Here is a 19,212-nt window from a genome sequence, read left to right on the forward strand (position 1 = left end):
AAGGCAGCGCAGTTACTATACAAAAATTCTGATCATTTTCATTGTTGTATACTCATTGATCTTGTGTACTGTTAGAGAAAAGCGTATCTTTCTAATTATTCTTGAATTAATCTGATAGTAGATAAATCCAACCCTCAATTCTGTCTGAACAGTGTTGGGGGTTGAAAAGTGAATAAGCGAGAGGGATCTCCTTATACATAATATGGTTAATGTAGTTATATATGTTATTCAATTTATATAGAGGGTAAAAAGTAAATGAGAGATATAACAGGTTAATTATTGATGGAAATGATTCTGGGGGGTGCTTGGATATAATGAGAAAAATTAAAACTTCTTCGAAGGACCGTGCAATATACGGAGTTGCAGGAGGTATTGCTGAAAATTTAGGTATACCTTCATTCATTGTAAGAATCGGTTTCATTTTCACCTTGCCCTTTTCATCTGTAGTTTATTTCTTTCTAGCCTATTTTGTTTTCGATGATGGGTATATCTAGTCTCATGAAGTGGAGAGTTTTGATGAAAATAGCATAGAGAAGGGAAAACAAATGAAAAGAATTAGTATTTTTCCAATCGCAATTTTTGTTCTTCTACTATCCGGGTGTTCTAATGGGGATGTTCTTTCAGATCGCACTTATAACATTAAGATGGACCTTGAATTTGAAGAAATGCGAGATAGCAGTCTCAGCTTTCCTGTTGAGTTTAGTGATGGAAACATAGAACTCCAAGAGGGAGATCACCCTACAGGAGAGTACTCACTTGGTGACAATACACTTGAAATGAATTTGACCGACGACGATGGAAATATGGACTTTAAAATCACTGAGCTTGTAGCGTTGGATGAAGATGCTGACGAGTTGGAAGGCACATTATCAGAGTTTGAATTTGATTCCATCAATCGTGAAAGCCAACTGGCTTTAAATGTATTAAGAAACGGTGCGATTGGATCTACTATAACGATGACCAGAATCGATGATAGTGACTAGTGTCATTTGCAAGCGAAATAAAAGGCGGAAGAAAACTTGTCAATCAAGTTCTCATTCCGCCTTTTTGATCTTCCTTATTATCTGTCCAGTATTTAAAAACATCTGAAAAGGTGAGTACAGCTATAAAAATCCAGAACTCCATTCTAGTATAGTCAAATAAATTATTTTGCGGTGGACCATAAATTGCTGTCATGCTGACTACCAGGGCTATAAGATATATTGGAATGAAGAATGTGATTTTGAGATTTGGCTTCTCAGTATCCCCTTTTTCATCTTCTTTTTTACTGGCACCTATTTTAGTGTTCTTGGACTTCTCATCCATTAAAACTGTAACTACTGCCAGAGTGAATGTCAGTATGATAGGACCAAACTGTATATACCATGTCATGAAAGACAGATGATAGAGGAAGTCACATGCTATAGCCCAAGTACCTGCAAAAATCGACCAGGGTCTCCATAAGTATTCCCACATACATGACATCCTTCCCTCTTAACTATATTTCAAGGTTACCAAATATAAAGAATTTTTTAAAATATTTCTAAATGTAAGAGTGTATAATTAATATCAACAATAAGAAAAAATACAGGCATACCATTTAAGGAACACCTGCATTCTCTAGTGCTTACCTGTATTGATTAAACTGATTGTCGCCTTTTTCATCGAAAACCTGATCTTCAACATCAGGAGCTTTACCCTGAGTTTCAACCTGCTTAGCCTCATCTTTTGATTTCTCATCTCTATAGTCGCTTTGCTTAGCCTGGGCTTTTTCTTTCATCTGCTCTTTTTGGCTCTTGCCTTCTTCAGCTTTCTGCTCCGCTTTCTCTCTCATCTGTTCCTGTTGATTTTTCTTATCCTCTGCCATGGTTTCACACTCCTCTATTCTTTGTTTAATTGTTTTTACCATCTTAAACCGGCAGTTAAACAATTATGTCTTGAATATAGACTATCCAAAAATATTCAAAAGACTTGCAGATTGACGACTTCTTTAAAAACTCATTTATTATATAAATTACATAATAAAAATGGATACGGGTATTTGAATTGAAGACAGACATTTTATTTCATTCATCTAATTGAGGTTATGAAGGAGGATAAAATGGAAAGCTGGCTTACTTATATCATGAATAATTTCGGCTATATCGGCATTGCCTTTTTAATGGCTGTAGAGAATATTTTTCCGCCCATACCTTCTGAAGTGGTGCTGACTTTCGGAGGCTTCATGACAACCCAGTCAAACTTAAGTATTGCTGGCGTTGTCATTTCGTCGACTGCCGGCTCGGTCGGTGGTGCTGTTGCGTTGTACTACTTCGGCATGTTTCAAGGTCAGAAACGGATGGAGAAGATTGTTGACAGGTGGGGCCATCTCCTCCGTGTCGATAAGGAAGACATCCATAAGTCGAATGACTGGTTCAGCAAGTATGAATCATGGGCGGTATTCATATGCCGATTCGTTCCCTTGATGCGTAGTATCATTTCAATCCCTGCAGGAATGGCGCACATGAACATCCTGCTGTTCCTTGCATTGACCACGGTGGGTACACTCATATGGAATACTGTCCTCGTGTATCTCGGCGCTTCTGTCGGGGGCTCGTGGCAGACGATTGTAGGTTATATGGACATCTATTCAAGAATCATGTATGGCATTCTCATTGTAGTGGTGATCATTCTTATTTTCCTATTAATAAGAAAGAAAAAGAAACGATAAGTCCATCGTTTCTTTTTATATACATATGAAACATTTAAAACCGTCTTTCTTCCTCGAATTCGACTTTCTCTAGACGGAATTGCTCAAAAGCACGTTCAGCAATAAAAGCATAAACAACGAATCCTGAAACTGCGAGTACTTTATATGGTTCAGTCTGAATGCCCAATGTAATGACGAAGAGTAAAATAAAGAAAATTATCATGGATATTGAACGCCAAAGGCTTGATCGAACTTCAATATAATCGCCTTCCGCTACTGTAATCTTAGTCGATTTAGAAAGAAACTGGGAAACACTTAACTCGACCATAGGGCGCTCGATTTCTATTTCTTTTTCTTCCTCATGATAAACCTTTTCGACTTTACGACCATCTATTTTAATATTCAGGGGTAACGCTATTCCAATAAAATTCGTACTTCTCTTAATAGTAATCGACATTCTGTCTCCTTCTATAACTAGTAATGTATTTTTAACCAGTATAACAAAATTGTAATATTCCAGGTTATGAAGTGTAAAATCTTCGTACTTATGTTAGTGTATTAACTGTATGACATCACGAAGTACAGTCATAATAATTTATTGGAGGAGTGGGTGCTGATGTCTGATTCAGCAATGGCAATCAAAGGTTTACATAAGACAATCGGTCGCAAGAAGATCATCAAAGACTTGAGCTTTGATATCCGTCCTGGTGAAGTATATGGATTCATTGGGCCGAATGGAGCGGGTAAGACGACGACCATCCGTATGATGGTTGGATTGATCGGCATTACGTCAGGTGATGTTGTCATCAAAGGAAACAGTATCAAGAAGGACTATAAGAAAGCCATCAGTGAAGTGGGGGCAATAGTAGAGAACCCTGAGATGTATCCATTCATGACAGGCATGCAGAACTTGAAGCATTTCGCACGCATGACAAGCGGAATCACTGATGCACGCATCAATGAAGTGATCAAACTGGTTGGTCTCGACAATGCCATCAAGACCAAAGTGGGAAAGTATTCTCTCGGTATGAGGCAGCGTCTCGGTATTGCTCAAGCATTGTTGCATAGCCCTTCAGTCCTGATACTGGATGAACCTACGAACGGTCTTGATCCGGCTGGTATCCGTGAGATCCGCCGCTATATCCGCAAGCTTGCAGTGGAGGATAATGTATCGGTTATTGTCTCAAGCCACCTTCTGAGTGAAATTGAACTGATGTGTGATCGCATCGGTGTCATTAAGAATGGCGAACTGATTGCAGTGAGGGACTTGCATGAAAAGACAGACAGCGAACAGAGTATCGTCAATCTGGATGTACATCCAATGGATGAGGCGATTGAAGTTATACATGCCGCACCGAACATCAAAGTGCTGGAATCAGAGGAGCAACTTCAGATTCAGATCAACAGAAATGATGTTCCTGGCTTGGTGACGACACTGGTCAAGAAGGATATTCAGGTCTATGGCGTCAACGTCATACAGTCAACATTAGAAGATCAATTCCTTGAGATGATTGGAGAGAATGTCATTGGGTAATATATTCAACCTCGTCAGAAACGAACTCGGTAAAATATACGTCATGAAATCAACCTGGGCCATGTATATATTCCTTGTCGCACTGGTCATCTTCAGTCTCATCATGAATACAGTCACTGACTCGGTGGATTCGGAAACGACATATTCAGACGACTGGAAAACCGAGTTACAGGAAGAAAACCAGGCACTTACCGAAGAAATTGAAACGGCCGGTGAAGACGATCCGTTCATCGAGTCAAGAAATATGGGAATTATACAAGAGAACACCTACATGATGGAAAATGATGTCAGACCATATGGGTATCATGCCGGCAGCTTTGTCATCGATAATCTATTCACGACATCACTCGTCAGTCTTTTTGTCATCATCATCGCAGGCGGCATTGTTGCCAATGAATTCAGATGGGGAACCATCAAACAGCTTCTGATCCGTCCGATTTCAAGAGGGACAATACTGCTTTCCAAATATATCGCATTGCTGCTGTTTACTCTATTCACAGTTGTTTTCCTACTGGCGACAAGCATTATCGTGGGTGCAATCTTCTATGGTGTACCGGCAGTCAATCCGGAAATCATCGTGAATCGTCCGGATGGTATGGCAAGCAATGGACTATTGGCTGAGATCTTCATGCAGTATGGTTTCAGAGTACTGAACATCGTTGTATTGGCAACGTTCGGTTTCATGATTTCGAGTATCTTCAGAAGCAGTGCACTCGCAATTGGCCTATCCATGTTCCTCATGTTTATCGGAACAACAGTAGCTCAGGCAATGGCACAGTATGAGTGGTCGAAATATATACTTTTCGCCAACACGGATCTTTCCGTCTACTTCTCCGCATATGGACCGATACGGGAAGAAATGACAATCGGATTTTCAATCGCCGTCATTGCGGTATATATGGTCGTATTCATCATTGCAGCATGGACTGTATTTACAAAACGAGATGTAGCTTAAGTTAAGAGAAGCGGGATGACAGTAATGTAACTGTCATCCCGCTTTATGTTTCAGTAGAGCTTTGAATATATGACCATTGATATAAAAAGAGTCGATATCACCAGAGCTGAAAATATTTGAAAAAGTTCGAATGAAGGGAGTGCGACAATATCAAATTGAGTCACAGTCATGAAAATCATCAGATATATAAATATCGCAAAGAGTGCTGCCATAGTGGCCTTTTGCCTGATCAATCTCATGCGTTCATCTTTCTTGCTGAATTGTGGATATAGATATGCCATGCAGAAACTTAAGATCATCATTGAAATTGAAACATAGAACAACGTAGACGGTCTGGAATCTGCTAAAAATGATACGAATATATGAAGGAGCGTCATGATTAGAAAAAATATACCAATAATGAAGTATGCTGTCCTCGAAGATTTCATCAGTAATACCTCCAGAATTATGCTTACTTGTAGTCATTTTTCTCAAGTATAAAAACAGTCTCGACTGACTTTCCAAAAAGTTCTGCCATAATCATCGCCAGGGGCAGAGAGGGGTTATATCTTCCTTTTTCTATGGATATGATGGTCTGCCTCGAAACACCCAACTTCTCAGCAAGATGATCTTGTGAATACCCCGATTGTTTTCTTAGCTCGGCTACACGATTTTTCAAATGCATCCACCTCTTTGAAATCATATTAAAGTAAAGCAAGCTTTACGTCAAGTATACTTTACAAAATGGAGTTTCAAAATTATGTAAGTAGGGAATCCATTAGTAATTGACCAGCGAAGGGAGGACTCTGAATTGAAAAACCTTAGTATGTTTGAAAAAATAAACATTACGATCGGGTGGGTATTTATCATCGTCGGAGTTATACTTATACTGTTGAATATGGATGCAGGATTTAATCTGAGTCAGCAACTGGGACCATTGGCTTTCATCATTCTTGGTATATCTCTGCTTTTTATACCGAACATCATGAAGAATAGTCAAATTGGAAAAAGGAAATAGTCCAGGAGGGAAATTAAAGTGAATATCGAAAACCATTTATATCAGTCAGCAGTCAACTTGGTTAAAAAGAGGTATCCTTCCGGGTGGGGTGGTGCCGCAGCAATGTTCACTGAGAGCGGGGAAGTTCTGACAAGCGTCGCACCGGATGTACTCGTTGCTTCAACTGAATTATGTATAGAAACAGGCGCTATCATTGAAGCACATAAACTCGATACGAAAGTCACGCATACAATTTGTGTTGTCAGAGAAGACGAAGCATCTGAGTTTACGATTCTGACACCTTGCGGGGTATGCCAGGAGAGACTTTTCTATTGGGGTGAAAATGTAAAAGCAGCTGTAACCAACCCAAGTAATGAATTGATCTATAAAACATTAGGAGAACTACAGCCGCATCATTGGTATAAAGCATATGAGGGATGACCTAGCTTTTCTGTGAGCGAAATAGACCACTAAAATATGAAATAAAACCGAAACATCATCAATCTGTATTTTGGTTCCATGATATGATCTCAGCATTATCAATCGGTACTTCTCCATGGCTCAAAATATGAGGGACGAAGTGAAACATGCCAAATCTATTCCCTTTTTTGCTCTCCATTATAAAGTAATTCTTCGTATCTTCAGGCAGTTGACTTAATTCTCTGTAGTCATCAAGTTTAAGTATATCTATATTGGAATGTGAAATTGCTGTAGCAGGTCCTTCATAGTACTCTTTCTTATAGTGGTATATAGCATTTCTATTTCCCTTAAGGTTCATGATAGGAATCTTGAAGAACTTCAATTCAGCAGGTACGTTAACACCTAATTCATCCACAATACGAAATACATGATTAGGATGTAGTGGAGTGAAATGAACAGTGTCATTCCATAAACAGTCTAGCTTAGGTATTGTACGGTCCATCAATAACTTGCGATCAGCAGAATCTTCGTATTTACTTGCGTATTTCTCGTATAGTCGTTTATCTATGCTTTTTAAGTGATTGAGGGAAACCAGACTCTTTCCGTTCATCTCTTTAGGCATAATATGATATACATATTGCAAAAATAAAACCTCCATGTCCTATGGTTGCGTCTATTCTATCTCCACTCCGCTTTATCTATCACTTCAATTTTATAATGTTGAATAATTAACCCGAGCAGTACTAATAAAATTGTGATAGTAGTATAAGGCCATGTATGATTAAAAACAATATTCGAAAATAATACACTTAAAACTATGAATGAAAAAAGAATGCCCATTACCATATGGCTCATGATAGAGCTTTTGATCATGACCGTATCGCCATCATCGATTGTAATCTTATTACTTGAAGTACCATATTGTGTCGCTTGCATTTCCATGTCATTGTTGGGTATTTCAATTTCCGTTTCTTCATGACTTTTTAATGTCCCTATTTTTTTACCGTTCAATTTTAAAGTTATAGGGAGTAGTCCGCCCATCCAACTGGTTCTTCTCAAAATTTTGACAGTCAACTCAAGCACCCTTTCTATAAATTTTTGATAATATACAGACCACCACAGTGGGATACTTGATGATAACCATAGTTGCTGATGGAAGAGAGCTCCGGTTCTATATCATCATTTATAAAATAGAATTCATCATCATCCCAGTTGTCAGCATTGTCAAGACGACACGCGTCATGATCTTGTTTGTTCTCGAAAGAAATATCACCAATCAGTATTTTTCCGTCATCCTTTAGCCGGGAGAGCAGCGTCTTCAGAAGAGATAACTTCTCTTCATCAGTAAAGTGGTGCAGGGTGTATGTGCTGACAATGGAATCATACTTCTTATTACTGATTCCAGCTGGTAGACCTTCAGCAATATTCCATTCGATCAGGTTGGCGTCTTTCATTTTTGGTTGTGCGATGGAAAGCATCTCTTCAGAAAAATCAATGCCATCAATCTTATGATCGTTATCATACAATCTGCTTGCCAGCACACCGGTACCAATTCCGATATCAAGAACCTCAGCACGGTCTTTCTTCATCACTTCTCCAAATATCATGTTCAGTATCTTCCTATATCCTGCGAACGGGTATGTATTATTATCTTCACTGATCTGTACCGTTCTATCGTAGCCATTCGCCCATAAGTCGAAGCCTTCGTTACTCAGCATTAATGATCCTCCTGTATATCAAGCATTTGTTGTTTTAAATAAAACTGCTTACATAATCTTACCATTCCACTTGAGTATTTCAATAAAGTTATTGGAATATTATGATAGAATAAAATTACATTAAATGACAAGAGGAGATTCGGATGGGTAGTAAAATGATTAGATCAAAGGAAGAGAATTTACAAGACAGGGCCGAGGTATTTATCGTAGGCACTTATCATTTCACCAACAATGGCGATATGGTGGACAACAGTGGCGCTATTGACGTGAGAAGTGATCACGAGCAAATAAAAGACCTGGTCGAGGCTCTTGCTCGCTACAATCCTTCAGCGCTTGCGGTAGAAGTGACTAAAGATAGAAACAGAGCATTAAATGATGATTATCATGCATACATAAAAGATGAAATTGCTTTGAATGACACTGAAGTCTACCAGGTGATGTTCAGACTCGGAGAGAAACTTCAACATGAAAGGATTCATGCAGTGGATTGGATGAAGTCCGTTGGCAATAGGGGGATGGGTGAAGTCGCAGAATTGGCAAAAGAGCATCAGAAAGATAAGTTTGATAAAGTGATTGAAATCTTCAATAATGATCCCATTAATGCAGATAATAGTATTCTGGATAATCTGGCACTTATAAATGATGAAAATTTTGTCAGCCAAGTGCATAGCGGTTACATGAAGCTTGGACAGATAGGGGTAGACGAAGACTACGTTGGTATAGACTGGCTACGTTGGTGGTACCAGCGCAATCTGATCATCTACAAAAATGTGATGGACATCGTTCATTCTGGAAACAAAAAAGTGATGCTTCTTATTGGAGCATCACATGTACACCTGCTCAAACAGTTTATCGAAGAATCTGGAGAAGCGAATGTAATTACTTTTAATGACATATACAAATACTAGCTACAAAGTCAGTATATGATTTTTCTCAATCAAAACTCCAATAGTCTTGTATTACGATTCATTTTATCCAGTGTATATAAAAGCGTAAGTATTTTAAATATTTAGATAATATTGATATAAATTTGGTAATTAAATGATACTATGTATTTATAAGGCTAAACAGGGGGGATATAATTATGAAAGACTTTGCACAGAAATTAGATTTGTTGTCTAAAAGAGTTGAAAAGTTGAAGGAGAACGTAAGCACTGAAGAAGCAACTAAAACAGCGCTTATATTACCTTTTTTTCAGACGTTGGGATATGACGTCTTCAATCCTTTGGAATTTACACCGGAATTTATCGCTGACGTAGGCATAAAAAAAGGAGAAAAAGTGGATTATGCTATTATAGATAATGAAGCACCAACCATACTTATTGAATGCAAGTCTGTTAATGAAATGCTGACCAATCATGACTCTCAGTTGTTTAGATATTATGGGACAAGCACTTCAAAGTTTGGCATCTTAACTAATGGCATAGAGTACAGATTTTTCACTGATCTGGAAAAGCCGAATAGAATGGATGCAAAACCATTTCTTATATTCGATATTCTGGATTTAAGAGAGCACCAGGTAAAAGAAATATTTAAATTTACAAAAGAAAACTATAATGTTGATAATATATCCAGTTCAGCCTATGAATTGAAGTATGTAAATCTGATTAAAAGTTTTTTCAATACGCAACTAGAAAATCCTTCTGAAGAGTTTGTGAAATTCATATTGAATGGTGTTTATGACGGAGTAAAAACTAAAACAGTATTAGATAGATTCACGCCTACAGTAAAGAATACCCTGAATATGATTATTAACGAAAAAGTTACTGACAAGCTCAATGCTGCATTAAACAGTAGTGGAGGAACAGATGTAAAAATTAAAGAAGAAATCATAGAAAAAGAAGAACTGGTTGAAAAGAAAGAAGACCTTATTGTTACGACACCGGAAGAACTCGAAAGTTACGCTATGGTCAAGGTAGCGTCTACAGATGTTATTGAGGCAAAGAGAATCTTCTATAGAGATAATAGAAGTTACTTCAATATACTCGTTGATGATAACATTCGTAAATGGGTAGCACGGATCTATTTCTCTAGATCAAAGAATGTGTTCACGCTTAACGATGAGGAAAAGACGACAATAGAGTTTGAAAATCCAATTGATCTTCTGCAATATAGGGATAAAATCAATGAGGTGGTTTCAAAGTTTATATAACAGTCTTATTTGTTACTAAAAACAATTAATTTTAAACCCCCTTCTATCCACTGACTTGGACAAAGGGGGTTAAATATATTTAAAATACTTTACTATGTCAGTCCCGCGTTCCACATGGAAAAATGGGGTGTTAACGCAATCAGCATGAGGCATATCACTATGACAATGATGAAAGAAATGACTGTGATTGTTCTCTTTTCTATCTGGACTTTAATCAAGCTTAAAGCTACAAATAAATTCATGCTAAGTGGTGGTGTAACAAAACCAATGACCAAGACAAAAATGATTATGATGTCGAAATAGAGCAGATTTCTCTGCTCTAATAGTCTAACTTTATGGTCACTACATAGCCTTTGGATATTTTAGAATCGTAGTTACTTCCAATCAGAAGCATTTAGTAAAACCACTATTCACATATGCAAAATTATGACAATTTAATTTGTTCTATATCAACTTTGTTTTCTTTCTATATACTTGAAACAAAGGAGGATATACATATGAAAAAGAAGTCTTTTAGTTTGCTGATACTTGTAGTAATGATACTCGGTGCTTGTTCAAATAACAGCAATGAGTTGGAGGGAGAAGTTTTCAGGGTTTTTACATGGAGTCCTGATATCTCTCCCGAAGACGTATCATCGGATAATTTAAGCCCTTCTTCTGGTTTGGAATTTGATTTCAAATCATCAGATGAAGTTGAGGTAAGATCAGGGGGAGAGACATTTGAAGGAAATTATTCTTTTGAGAATAATACATTGAGTGTAGATTTGAAAGATGAGAACAATGAAGAGTCATTGGCATTAGATTTCAGTGATTTTGCACAACACGAACAAAATGAAAAGTTATACACTGGCACCATTTCCAAGTTGGATATTAAAACTGATGGGCATCATGGAGTAGGAAATAATTTTTCTCTAAACGAAAACTTAGGATTTTATAAAAATGATTAAAGTTATCAAATACGGAATATATACGAATAACAATCAAAAAAACGAACCCTTACCGTAAGGGGTTGTCAGAACGTAGCCAAACTATTTTTGTAGAATTGAGATGCAAAAAGTGGTTTGGTTTTTACTTTATAGTAGATTTATCCCACAACGTTTATACTTGGTGTTTTCTATGCTAGGATTCACTATAAATGAAAAAGGAGGGTGTTTTATGAAAATACCCGTTTATGTTGCAAGTGCATTCAGCAAGAATCATAAAGGTGGAAACAAAGCAGGAGTGGTATTTGATGAGAATGGATTGACCACCACTCAAAAAATGGCAATAGCGAAACAACTTGGCTATGCGGAAACCGCATTTATGTCAGAATCTGAAATTGCGGATTATAAAATTGAATATTTTACACCAAAGGAAGAAGTCGATTTATGTGGTCATGCCACAATCGGCTCTTTCGCAATACTGATGCATTTAAATAAGCTTTTCAGGAATCGCTATACGATTGAAACGAACAGTGGTGTTCTTACCATTACCATAAAAGGTGACGTTATATTCATGGAACAAAACAGACCGATGTTCTATGATGTTGTCCCTCCAAACGAGCTCATCGATTGTTTTGACATTAAAACTTTAGACAGGGAGTACCCAACTCAAATTGTCTCTACGGGTTTAAAAGATATTTTAATTCCTATAAAAAGCGAAGTGCAATTACATGCACTGCAACCTGATTTTGAAAAAATTAAAGAAATCAGCAAGCATTTTAATGTTGTCGGGATGCATCTATATACTTTTGATGATGATCGAATGATATGCAGAAATTTTGCTCCACTATATGACATCAATGAAGAAGCAGCGACCGGAACTTCAAACGGTGCATTAGCCTGCTATCTTTATGAACAGCATGACTTGGAAAGAGAAGTGTATGTATTTGAACAAGGTTATTCTTTGCATTCACCTTCCGAAATACTAGTCAGATTAGCGACCAATAGCAGAAATGAAATAGAAAAGGTTTATGTTGGGGGAAAAGGCTATTACTGTGAAACCAAGGATCTGAGTGTAGAAAATATTGAGTGAAAGTAAAAAAGACGAATATAAATTTAATGATCGTTTATAGAAACTATAAACATGAGCTCCAGTACATATACACCCGTTTTTATCATTAAGAAGGGGTATCCACGTTAAATAAAAATGACTCCCTTCACTCAAATAGTAGATGAAGGGAGTCATTTTTATGTGGTGTCTAAACGTTTCTATTATTGCGCTACTGCGTCAATCCTGCCATCCACATGGAAAGTTGCGGTATGAACGCAATCAGCATGAGGCATATCACCATGATGATGATGAAAGGAATGACAGCGACTGTCGTCTTCTCTATCTGGACATTACCGACACTCGAGGCTACGAACAGATTGACACCAAGTGGCGGTGTGACGAATCCGATTGCGAGTGCGACAACGAGAATGATGCCGAAATGGATCGGGTCGACTCCGACTGCAGTGACGACGGGCAGCAGAATCGGTGTGAGTACGACGAGTGCAGATATTGTATCAATGAACATCCCGACGACGAGCAGGAACACAATGACGATGAACAATATGGCAACCGGGTTGGATGACAGGTTGGTCAAGTACGTTGCGATACTGTTCGGTATCTGCTCGAGCGTCATGAAGAATGCGAATGATACGGAAAAGCTGATGATGATCATGGTTGTGGCATTGATGATGATTGTTTCCATGAAACCGTCATAGATGGCTTTGAAGTCGAGCTCCTTATGTATGAAGATACCAACGATCAAAGCATACACGACTGCGGTAACAGCTGCTTCTGTCGGCGTAAAAATCCCGCCATAGATCCCACCCAGTATGATAACCGGAATGAGCAAGGCCCATTTGGCTTCATATAATGCTTTTAATACATCCTTGAAGCTGAAGGATTGATTATCCTCTGATGGCTTGTATCCTTTGGCTTTCGATATGAAGTAGGCAGTCAACATGATGGCTACACCGACCAGCAGTCCGGGGAGAATGCCTGCCATGAACAGGGCACCGACCGAGACATTTCCGACGGCACCATATAATACGAGCGGAATACTCGGAGGAATGATGACACCAATGGAGCCTGCAGTGGCGGGCACAGCGGAGGCAAATCCCTGGTCATAGTTTTTGGCGATCATGGCAGGAATCATGAACCCGCCAATTGCTGCAACTGTAGCAGGACCGGAGCCGGCAATAGCAGCGAAGAACATGCAGGCGACGATTGTAACGAGTGATAGTCCACCGGTCATCCATCCAACAAGTGTCGATGCCAAGTCCAGCAGTCTTTTCGATATTCCGCCTTTTCCCATCAGGACACCCGCAAGTATGAAGAACGGGATAGCTAGAAGCGGGAATGAATCAAGGGATGTGAAAGCTTTCTGTGCAATTAGACTGATGGGTAGATCCGTACCGAACCAGATGGCTGCGAGTGCAGAAACGCCCAGGGAAATGGCGATCGGTACACCGATCAGGAAGCATATTATGAAAACGCCGAATAATATCAATACTGTCATTGTACTGCCTCCTCGTTCTCATCATAGTCTTTCCTGTAGATATCGTTCATCTGCTGCACAAGTCTTACCATCATACTCAGCGCTCCGAGTGGAACAGCGAGGTAGGATAGCCAGAACGGAATCTGGGTGGCAGGGGCGACTTGTCCATACTGTAGTGTCGTCAGCACAAGCTGTGTGCCGAAGATGGCAACAAACAGTACAAGCAGGAACCATATGACCAGTGCGACCATATCCATGATCTTTCTCGGCGTTCCTTTGAACAGGTCAATGAAAGCAGTCACTTTAATATGTTTTCTCAACTTCACTGCATACCCGGCGCCAACCCATACCTGAAAGATGTGTATATGTCTGGCTGCCTCCTCTGTCCAACTCGGTGCACTCTGGAATATATAGCGTCCGATGACCTGACCGAAAATGAGCGCAACCATCAGGGCGAGGGTGGAGATGAGGAACCATTCTTCAATTCGATTCAGTTTTTTTATCATTGTCATGCTCCTTCTATGGACGGAATTAAAGCATTTTATTCTTCTATGGCTTCGAACAGTTCATCTATCAAGTTATTGCCAAGCTTATCATCATACTTTTCGAACACCGGTTCAGTCGCTTCGATGAATTTCTGACGCTCGGCTTCAGTAATTTCATTCACCTGGACCCCTTCATCCTTCAGCACTTCGAGATATTCTTCATCCTGTTCCTGCGCCAGTTTCCGCTGCTCTTCACGGAACATGATGGAAGCGTCCATGACGACCTGCTGCAAATCTTCCGGCAGATCCTGATAGAAGTCATCATTCATCAAGAGAGCAGTCGGCATATAGTATTGGCCGGTCAGACTCATATAGTCCTGTACTTCATAAAGGTTGCTGGTGTAGTAGAGTGAAATTGGCCCTTCCATTGCATCATACGTCCCTTGCTGCAGTGCAGTATACATCTCCCCGAACGCAAATGGAGAAGCATTGGCGCCTAATGCTTTGAAGATGTCCGTCTGTACCGGACTTTCCAGAGTTCTGAACTTCAGTCCTTCAAGGTCTGACGGTTCGTAGACCGGTCCTTCATTATTCGTAATATGGCGGAAACCATTCTCTGCAAATACAAGGCCTTTCAAGTTGTCTTCCTCGAGCCCATCAAGCAGGCTTTGCCCGAATTCACCGTCCAGGACCTTATAGGCTTCCTCGTGGTTGTCAAAAAGGAATGGCAGATCAAGCACCATGAAATTCTGGTTGAAGGAGGACACAACCGCAAGAGCAGGTATGGTCATTTCCACGTTGCCCAGCTGAACAGCCTCAACCGCCTCCCGATCGGAAGGAAACAGCGACCCGCTTGGGTAGAGCTCGACTTCAAGCCTGCCGTCCGACTCCTGTTCAACCTGTGCCACAAACTTTTCTGCAATAATATGAGAAGAGTGAGTTGGGGAAACAAGGTAGGCCATTCGTATGATTGTCTTTCCGGAAGTTTCATTCTCATTGGGGCGACCACAGGAAGCAAGGACCACTATCAGTACAAGTGCGAGATAAATTAATTTTTTCATAATAGACACATCTTTCTGATTGAAGGATAGTAGTTGATGAAGTGGAAACTTAACATAATAGTATAATCATTAATCTGATAAATGCATATGTAATCAACTTAATATATAAATATGCTATAGCATTTTAATAAATTTGTAAAGATTGCAAATATAATATGGATGAGGAGACATGATAATGAAATTTATCGGAATCGATCTTGCATGGACTTACAAGAATGAAACGGGAATCTGCATACTTGATGAATCGGGGCAGGTTGAGAGACTGGATTCTGCAGTTTTCAGCAATGCAGATATTACGGAAATCATAATGGCTTATCAGGGTGAATCTTTGACAATAGCAATCGATGCACCACTCATCGTAAACAATGAGTCCGGTGGACGAGGCGCTGAAGGCGCGCTGATGCGTGCCAGAATAAATGAGCATAGACTGTTTGCCTTCAACTCGAGCAGAAATTACTTGAATAAGACCTTTGGTGATATACGAGGGGAAACACTCATGAGTGAAATTCAGCAAGCATTGCCACATATTCAGATCGGGTTCAGCCGCACTACAACAAATATTGTAGAAACCTTTCCGACTGGAATCTGTTGCGGGCTTTTTCCTGATATGTTTCCTATCAGATATAAAAAGAAAAGAAAAATGTCCTTCGAAGAATCATGTGATGAGATGGACAGGCTGATAGACCGATTCAACCAGATTGAAAATACTGGGAATATCTGCGGCCTGATGATGAAACTCGACAAAGGAAGCATGCCCTATACGCGCAGATTGCATAAACATATCGAAGATAAGATCGATGCATTTCTTTGTGCATATGCCATGTATACCATTTATAAGGAGCAGTCACAAATGAATGTATACGGCAATACTGATGATGGCTTCATTCTCATACCCGTAAAAATGTAGATACTTCAAATATATTTAACAGATTATGTTAAATATATTGACTGAAAATTCTGTAACATATATTATGATAATTAAGAATGCGCTTACATATTTGGTTTGATATGGTCTAGCTCATTCATCAAAAGGAGATCCAGGCCTTACAGGCTTTGATACATCATCATGAAAGGAGCTCAAAGACAGCTGTAGCAGTGGGAGAAATCAAACATAAACAGGAGGGGTATAATGCAAGGAAATCGTGGTGTAGTCTATACTGGAGCAGGCAGTGTTGAAGTAAGGGATATCGAGTATCCGGATCTCGTACTTAAAGCAGGACCGGGTGTTCCAGAATCAAATGTTGGACGTAAATGTGAACACGGCGTTATTTTGAAAGTCATTACCACCAATATCTGTGGCAGTGACCAGCATATGGTCAGAGGACGGACAACGGCGCCTGAAGGGCTGGTACTCGGTCACGAGATTCTCGGAGAAGTCATTGAAGTCGGCAGAGATGTGGAGTTTGTCAAAAAAGGGGATATTGCTTCCGTACCTTTCAATATTGCATGTGGACGCTGTGTCATGTGCCGCGAACAGAAAACACACATATGTCTAAATACGAACCCGGAACGTGCCGGTGCAGCATATGGATATGTCGATATGGGCGGCTGGGTAGGCGGCCAGTCCGAATATGTCATGGTACCTTATGCAGATTTCCAGCTGCTCGTCTTCCCGGATCGTGATATGGCTTTGGAGAAGGTGCTTGATCTGACGATGCTTTCGGATATTTTCCCGACAGGCTATCATGGCGCCTATTCAGCAGGTGTAAAAACAGGTTCCACTGTATATATTGCAGGCGCGGGCCCGGTAGGCCTTGCTGCTGCCCACTCGGCACAACTGCTCGGAGCTTCAAGGGTCATCGTCGGCGATCTGCAGGATGATCGTCTGAAGCAGGCGGAGAGCTTTGGCTGTGAGACAGTGAATGTTTCGAAGCACGACCGACTGGGAGAACAGATTGAACAGATCCTCGGCACACAGGAAGTGGACTGCGCCGTCGATGCTGTTGGTTTCGAAGCCTCTGGCCACGGCTCAGGTGGCGGAGAGCAACCAGCTGCCGTCCTCAACAGCATCATGGATATTACTACGGCAGGAGGCAAGCTCGGAATTCCAGGCCTTTATGTCACGGAAGATCCGGGTGCAGAAGATAAAGAAGCGCAGCAGGGGACATTGAAAGTGCGTCTCGGACTCGGATGGGCGAAGGCACATACTTTCGTCACCGGCCAGACGCCGGCAATGCAATACAACCGCGATCTGATGAAGTCGATCCTCTCAGGGCGTGCAAATATTGCCAAAGCCGTCAATGCCACCGTCATCAGTCTGGATGAAGCACCTGATGGCTACAAGGATTTTGATAAAGGGGCTGCAAAGAAATTTGTCATCGATCCGCACGGATATTTGAAGTGATGCTTTGAAATGATACACTGTAATTACTGGTATATCCTATAATATTCCAGTAATTACATACATAGTTTTAGGAGGATTCCATGAAATGGTTCAGATACAGTCTGCCGATTCTTATGATGTTGTATCCGATTGTCTGGTTTGTAATCATCTTGAATATGACTGATGATGTTCCATTTATTGCAGCTATTATTGTCATGACAGCAGGTATTATGATTAGTCCAGACATTAAAAAGCGTTTTTCAGAAAACATGACACTTGATGCCCTAATTAGTAGGATTCTATTTTCAACTGCTCTTATAGGATTGATTACACATAACCTGGTTACTGAACTTACAATAAATCAGTTTATCGTTATATTTCTAGCAGTATATTTCACTTCGGAACTGATGCTTTATAAATTCGCTCCGCTTAGAAGATCAGTCGTCAGCATGGCAGAATCCACTCATTAAAATACTCCATGCAGCCTGGCTGCATGGAGTTTCATTCTATACTATTCTTCTATAAATCTGCTCAGGAACTGTCGCCCTTCAAGGTTCATGAAGTCTACACCGAACAGCACAAGGATTGAAAGCCCCAGTGTCCATGCAATGACACTCAGTGTCACCCAGAAGAAGGTTGCTTTCTGACTGCCTCCCAGTATCAAAGCCATCAGTGCAGTGAAATGGCTGCCGACAAAAAAGGGACCGATGAATGCGAGGCCGGGCAGTCCAAATCTGTTCCATATGTCTTCAGCACGCTTTGACTTCCTGCTCTTCTCCTGACCTTTTCTTTCCTGGCGTTCGAGATACCATTGTTTGATGCGGTCGACCAGTATAATGAGTAGCAGCAAGGTTACCAGATTACCTAAAATTCCAATAATCAATGTCAGAACAAAATTCATACCGCCGAGAATACCGACGGGTACGACAACAAATGCTTCGAATAAAGGCACTGCAGAAAGTAGAAAGACGATTATGTAGGCAATGATCAGTGATGTATTCATTCTTGACCTCCAAGTGTTGATTTTAGCCTATTTTAACACAAAGTGTTCAGGCGGAAGACTCGTTGGATGTTTGAAAAGCTTAAAAACGTCTATTACATACTAGATATGCAGTGTGACAGGAGGAATTTTGAATGGATATAAAAAAAGGTGATAACATGTTTTTTGTCGGGGAAGATGAACTGAATCCCGAAGCAAAAATTGTTTTCAGTGTAGATGATGATCAGGATTATGTTGTTCAGGAGACGCAAGTTAATGACGAACTGGGCGGCCAGGGAGTCGGTAATCAGCTGGTCGAGACAATGGCTGAATTTGCACAGCAGGAAGAGAGAAAAATCGTACCGCTTTGCCCGTTTGCGAAAGATGTCATGGAAAAGGACGACAGCATGAAACAATTAATCAAATAGTGATTTTGTACCAGGGGATGAACATCCCCTGGTTTTTTCTGTATAAT

At 40.1% G+C, this 19,212-nt stretch carries 26 protein-coding genes; 14 read left to right on the plus strand and 12 right to left on the minus strand.

The genetic code is table 11. The features are described from left to right. The first annotated feature begins 314 nt into the window (after positions 1–314). Together GQ671_RS02260 and GQ671_RS02265 are read left to right on the plus strand one after the other, a co-directional pair. Positions 315–494 (plus strand): PspC domain-containing protein, encoded by a 180-nt coding sequence (locus tag GQ671_RS02260; protein ID WP_160652061.1) that lies wholly within the window; start codon positions 315–317, stop codon positions 492–494. A 51-nt stretch (positions 495–545) separates the two neighbouring features. Then, positions 546–983 (plus strand): hypothetical protein, encoded by a 438-nt coding sequence (locus GQ671_RS02265; RefSeq protein WP_160652064.1) that lies wholly within the window; start codon positions 546–548, stop codon positions 981–983. Positions 984–1,026: 43 nt separating this feature from the next. On the opposite strand, the gene GQ671_RS02270 is transcribed toward GQ671_RS02265, so the two are convergent. Together GQ671_RS02270 and GQ671_RS02275 are read right to left on the minus strand one after the other, a co-directional pair. Then, a complete protein-coding gene (locus tag GQ671_RS02270) occupies positions 1,027–1,455 on the minus strand; it encodes a hypothetical protein (protein ID WP_160652086.1) in 429 nt (142 codons plus the stop codon). A 151-nt stretch (positions 1,456–1,606) separates the two neighbouring features. Next, positions 1,607–1,846, minus strand: coding sequence for a hypothetical protein (locus tag GQ671_RS02275; protein ID WP_160652088.1), 240 nt, complete (start codon positions 1,844–1,846; stop codon positions 1,607–1,609). A gap of 234 nt (positions 1,847–2,080) precedes the next feature. Between GQ671_RS02275 and GQ671_RS02280 the strand changes: the two genes are divergently transcribed. Beyond that, positions 2,081–2,689, plus strand: a complete 609-nt coding sequence (locus GQ671_RS02280; protein ID WP_160652090.1) for a DedA family protein — start codon at positions 2,081–2,083, stop codon at positions 2,687–2,689. 34 nt (positions 2,690–2,723) lie between these two features. On the opposite strand, the gene GQ671_RS02285 is transcribed toward GQ671_RS02280, so the two are convergent. Then, a complete protein-coding gene (locus GQ671_RS02285) occupies positions 2,724–3,125 on the minus strand; it encodes a hypothetical protein (RefSeq protein WP_160652093.1) in 402 nt (133 codons plus the stop codon). Between the two features lie 159 nt (positions 3,126–3,284). Between GQ671_RS02285 and GQ671_RS02290 the strand changes: the two genes are divergently transcribed. After that, positions 3,285–4,202: an ABC transporter ATP-binding protein gene (locus tag GQ671_RS02290; protein WP_160652096.1), complete on the plus strand. Its 918-nt coding sequence runs from the start codon at positions 3,285–3,287 to the stop codon at positions 4,200–4,202. Further along, on the plus strand, positions 4,195–5,157 hold the full coding sequence (locus tag GQ671_RS02295; RefSeq protein WP_160652100.1) for an ABC transporter permease: 963 nt from the start codon (positions 4,195–4,197) through the stop codon (positions 5,155–5,157). The genes GQ671_RS02290 and GQ671_RS02295 overlap by 8 nt, the downstream gene beginning before the upstream one ends. 451 nt (positions 5,158–5,608) lie before the next feature. Here GQ671_RS02295 and GQ671_RS02305 read toward each other — a convergent pair whose 3' ends face one another. Next, on the minus strand, positions 5,609–5,815 hold the full coding sequence (locus tag GQ671_RS02305) for a helix-turn-helix transcriptional regulator (RefSeq protein ID WP_160652104.1): 207 nt from the start codon (positions 5,813–5,815) through the stop codon (positions 5,609–5,611). Between the two features lie 357 nt (positions 5,816–6,172). On the opposite strand from GQ671_RS02305, the gene GQ671_RS02310 reads away from it, so the two are divergent. Continuing rightward, a complete protein-coding gene (locus GQ671_RS02310) occupies positions 6,173–6,574 on the plus strand; it encodes a cytidine deaminase (RefSeq protein WP_160652105.1) in 402 nt (133 codons plus the stop codon). 58 nt (positions 6,575–6,632) lie between these two features. Here GQ671_RS02310 and GQ671_RS02315 read toward each other — a convergent pair whose 3' ends face one another. From GQ671_RS02315 to GQ671_RS02325, 3 genes are read right to left on the minus strand one after another with little or no spacing between them, the layout of a single operon-like run. Then, positions 6,633–7,196, minus strand: coding sequence for a group-specific protein (locus tag GQ671_RS02315; RefSeq protein WP_246153094.1), 564 nt, complete (start codon positions 7,194–7,196; stop codon positions 6,633–6,635). Positions 7,197–7,231: 35 nt separating this feature from the next. Continuing rightward, positions 7,232–7,612, minus strand: a complete 381-nt coding sequence (locus GQ671_RS02320; RefSeq protein WP_160652107.1) for a hypothetical protein — start codon at positions 7,610–7,612, stop codon at positions 7,232–7,234. Between the two features lie 29 nt (positions 7,613–7,641). Next, the gene (locus GQ671_RS02325; protein ID WP_160652108.1) at positions 7,642–8,271 is read right to left on the minus strand and encodes a class I SAM-dependent methyltransferase; all 630 of its coding nucleotides are present in this window, start codon (positions 8,269–8,271) and stop codon (positions 7,642–7,644) included. A 143-nt stretch (positions 8,272–8,414) separates the two neighbouring features. On the opposite strand from GQ671_RS02325, the gene GQ671_RS02330 reads away from it, so the two are divergent. Both GQ671_RS02330 and GQ671_RS02335 read left to right on the plus strand, forming a co-directional pair. Then, entirely contained in the window at positions 8,415–9,179 is a 765-nt protein-coding gene (locus tag GQ671_RS02330; protein WP_160652109.1) for a DUF5694 domain-containing protein, read from the plus strand. Positions 9,180–9,355: 176 nt separating this feature from the next. Beyond that, complete coding sequence (locus GQ671_RS02335; protein WP_160652110.1) at positions 9,356–10,423, plus strand: type I restriction endonuclease; 1,068 nt, start codon at positions 9,356–9,358, stop codon at positions 10,421–10,423. A gap of 92 nt (positions 10,424–10,515) precedes the next feature. Here GQ671_RS02335 and GQ671_RS13135 read toward each other — a convergent pair whose 3' ends face one another. Next, positions 10,516–10,698, minus strand: a complete 183-nt coding sequence (locus GQ671_RS13135) for a TRAP transporter large permease subunit (protein ID WP_160652111.1) — start codon at positions 10,696–10,698, stop codon at positions 10,516–10,518. 222 nt (positions 10,699–10,920) lie between these two features. Between GQ671_RS13135 and GQ671_RS02345 the strand changes: the two genes are divergently transcribed. Then, the gene (locus tag GQ671_RS02345) at positions 10,921–11,370 is read left to right on the plus strand and encodes a hypothetical protein (protein ID WP_160652112.1); all 450 of its coding nucleotides are present in this window, start codon (positions 10,921–10,923) and stop codon (positions 11,368–11,370) included. Between the two features lie 208 nt (positions 11,371–11,578). Beyond that, a complete protein-coding gene (locus GQ671_RS02350) occupies positions 11,579–12,436 on the plus strand; it encodes a PhzF family phenazine biosynthesis protein (RefSeq protein WP_160652114.1) in 858 nt (285 codons plus the stop codon). Between the two features lie 187 nt (positions 12,437–12,623). Here the strand turns inward: GQ671_RS02350 and GQ671_RS02355 are convergent, their stop codons facing one another. From GQ671_RS02355 to GQ671_RS02365, 3 genes are read right to left on the minus strand one after another with little or no spacing between them, the layout of a single operon-like run. Beyond that, entirely contained in the window at positions 12,624–13,910 is a 1,287-nt protein-coding gene (locus tag GQ671_RS02355) for a TRAP transporter large permease (RefSeq protein WP_160652116.1), read from the minus strand. Further along, positions 13,907–14,395 (minus strand): TRAP transporter small permease, encoded by a 489-nt coding sequence (locus tag GQ671_RS02360; protein ID WP_160652118.1) that lies wholly within the window; start codon positions 14,393–14,395, stop codon positions 13,907–13,909. Before GQ671_RS02360 ends, GQ671_RS02355 begins: the two co-directional genes overlap by 4 nt. A 35-nt stretch (positions 14,396–14,430) precedes the next feature. Then, a complete protein-coding gene (locus GQ671_RS02365; RefSeq protein ID WP_160652120.1) occupies positions 14,431–15,435 on the minus strand; it encodes a TRAP transporter substrate-binding protein in 1,005 nt (334 codons plus the stop codon). Between the two features lie 175 nt (positions 15,436–15,610). On the opposite strand from GQ671_RS02365, the gene GQ671_RS02370 reads away from it, so the two are divergent. The 3 genes from GQ671_RS02370 (at position 15,611) to GQ671_RS02380 (ending at position 18,228) form a co-directional block, all read left to right on the plus strand. Beyond that, complete coding sequence (locus tag GQ671_RS02370) at positions 15,611–16,342, plus strand: DUF429 domain-containing protein (protein ID WP_160652121.1); 732 nt, start codon at positions 15,611–15,613, stop codon at positions 16,340–16,342. Positions 16,343–16,564: 222 nt separating this feature from the next. Beyond that, positions 16,565–17,779 carry a formaldehyde dehydrogenase, glutathione-independent gene (fdhA, locus tag GQ671_RS02375; protein WP_160652123.1) on the plus strand — a complete coding sequence of 405 codons (1,215 nt, stop codon included), beginning with the start codon at positions 16,565–16,567 and terminating at the stop codon, positions 17,777–17,779. An 80-nt stretch (positions 17,780–17,859) separates the two neighbouring features. Beyond that, positions 17,860–18,228: a hypothetical protein gene (locus tag GQ671_RS02380; protein ID WP_160652125.1), complete on the plus strand. Its 369-nt coding sequence runs from the start codon at positions 17,860–17,862 to the stop codon at positions 18,226–18,228. Positions 18,229–18,269: 41 nt separating this feature from the next. On the opposite strand, the gene GQ671_RS02385 is transcribed toward GQ671_RS02380, so the two are convergent. Further along, positions 18,270–18,761 carry a small multi-drug export protein gene (locus GQ671_RS02385; RefSeq protein WP_160652127.1) on the minus strand — a complete coding sequence of 164 codons (492 nt, stop codon included), beginning with the start codon at positions 18,759–18,761 and terminating at the stop codon, positions 18,270–18,272. Positions 18,762–18,892: 131 nt separating this feature from the next. Here GQ671_RS02385 and GQ671_RS02390 point away from each other — a divergent pair, with 131 nt between their 5' ends. Next, positions 18,893–19,165, plus strand: a complete 273-nt coding sequence (locus GQ671_RS02390) for a GNAT family N-acetyltransferase (protein WP_160652129.1) — start codon at positions 18,893–18,895, stop codon at positions 19,163–19,165. Positions 19,166–19,212: the final 47 nt, after the last annotated feature.

This window comes from Salinicoccus hispanicus, from assembly GCF_009831115.1.
Classification (GTDB): Bacteria; Bacillota; Bacilli; order Staphylococcales; family Salinicoccaceae; genus Salinicoccus; species Salinicoccus hispanicus.

What these genes read in the sequence shown, in the direction of transcription:
- GQ671_RS02285 (WP_160652093.1), bottom strand. Translation starts at nt 3,125, where the DNA reads ATGTCGATTACTATTAAGAGAAGTACGAATTTTATTGGAATAGCGTTA.
- fdhA (WP_160652123.1), top strand. Translation starts at nt 16,565, where the DNA reads ATGCAAGGAAATCGTGGTGTAGTCTATACTGGAGCAGGCAGTGTTGAA.
- GQ671_RS02370 (WP_160652121.1), top strand. Translation starts at nt 15,611, where the DNA reads ATGAAATTTATCGGAATCGATCTTGCATGGACTTACAAGAATGAAACG.
- GQ671_RS02355 (WP_160652116.1), bottom strand. Translation starts at nt 13,910, where the DNA reads ATGACAGTATTGATATTATTCGGCGTTTTCATAATATGCTTCCTGATC.
- GQ671_RS02385 (WP_160652127.1), bottom strand. Translation starts at nt 18,761, where the DNA reads ATGAATACATCACTGATCATTGCCTACATAATCGTCTTTCTACTTTCT.
- GQ671_RS02265 (WP_160652064.1), top strand. Translation starts at nt 546, where the DNA reads ATGAAAAGAATTAGTATTTTTCCAATCGCAATTTTTGTTCTTCTACTA.
- GQ671_RS02380 (WP_160652125.1), top strand. Translation starts at nt 17,860, where the DNA reads ATGAAATGGTTCAGATACAGTCTGCCGATTCTTATGATGTTGTATCCG.
- GQ671_RS02290 (WP_160652096.1), top strand. Translation starts at nt 3,285, where the DNA reads ATGTCTGATTCAGCAATGGCAATCAAAGGTTTACATAAGACAATCGGT.
- GQ671_RS02345 (WP_160652112.1), top strand. Translation starts at nt 10,921, where the DNA reads ATGAAAAAGAAGTCTTTTAGTTTGCTGATACTTGTAGTAATGATACTC.
- GQ671_RS02365 (WP_160652120.1), bottom strand. Translation starts at nt 15,435, where the DNA reads ATGAAAAAATTAATTTATCTCGCACTTGTACTGATAGTGGTCCTTGCT.
- GQ671_RS02325 (WP_160652108.1), bottom strand. Translation starts at nt 8,271, where the DNA reads ATGCTGAGTAACGAAGGCTTCGACTTATGGGCGAATGGCTACGATAGA.
- GQ671_RS02280 (WP_160652090.1), top strand. Translation starts at nt 2,081, where the DNA reads ATGGAAAGCTGGCTTACTTATATCATGAATAATTTCGGCTATATCGGC.
- GQ671_RS02330 (WP_160652109.1), top strand. Translation starts at nt 8,415, where the DNA reads ATGGGTAGTAAAATGATTAGATCAAAGGAAGAGAATTTACAAGACAGG.
- GQ671_RS02350 (WP_160652114.1), top strand. Translation starts at nt 11,579, where the DNA reads ATGAAAATACCCGTTTATGTTGCAAGTGCATTCAGCAAGAATCATAAA.
- GQ671_RS02275 (WP_160652088.1), bottom strand. Translation starts at nt 1,846, where the DNA reads ATGGCAGAGGATAAGAAAAATCAACAGGAACAGATGAGAGAGAAAGCG.
- GQ671_RS02260 (WP_160652061.1), top strand. Translation starts at nt 315, where the DNA reads ATGAGAAAAATTAAAACTTCTTCGAAGGACCGTGCAATATACGGAGTT.
- GQ671_RS02360 (WP_160652118.1), bottom strand. Translation starts at nt 14,395, where the DNA reads ATGATAAAAAAACTGAATCGAATTGAAGAATGGTTCCTCATCTCCACC.
- GQ671_RS02270 (WP_160652086.1), bottom strand. Translation starts at nt 1,455, where the DNA reads ATGTGGGAATACTTATGGAGACCCTGGTCGATTTTTGCAGGTACTTGG.
- GQ671_RS02335 (WP_160652110.1), top strand. Translation starts at nt 9,356, where the DNA reads ATGAAAGACTTTGCACAGAAATTAGATTTGTTGTCTAAAAGAGTTGAA.
- GQ671_RS02390 (WP_160652129.1), top strand. Translation starts at nt 18,893, where the DNA reads ATGGATATAAAAAAAGGTGATAACATGTTTTTTGTCGGGGAAGATGAA.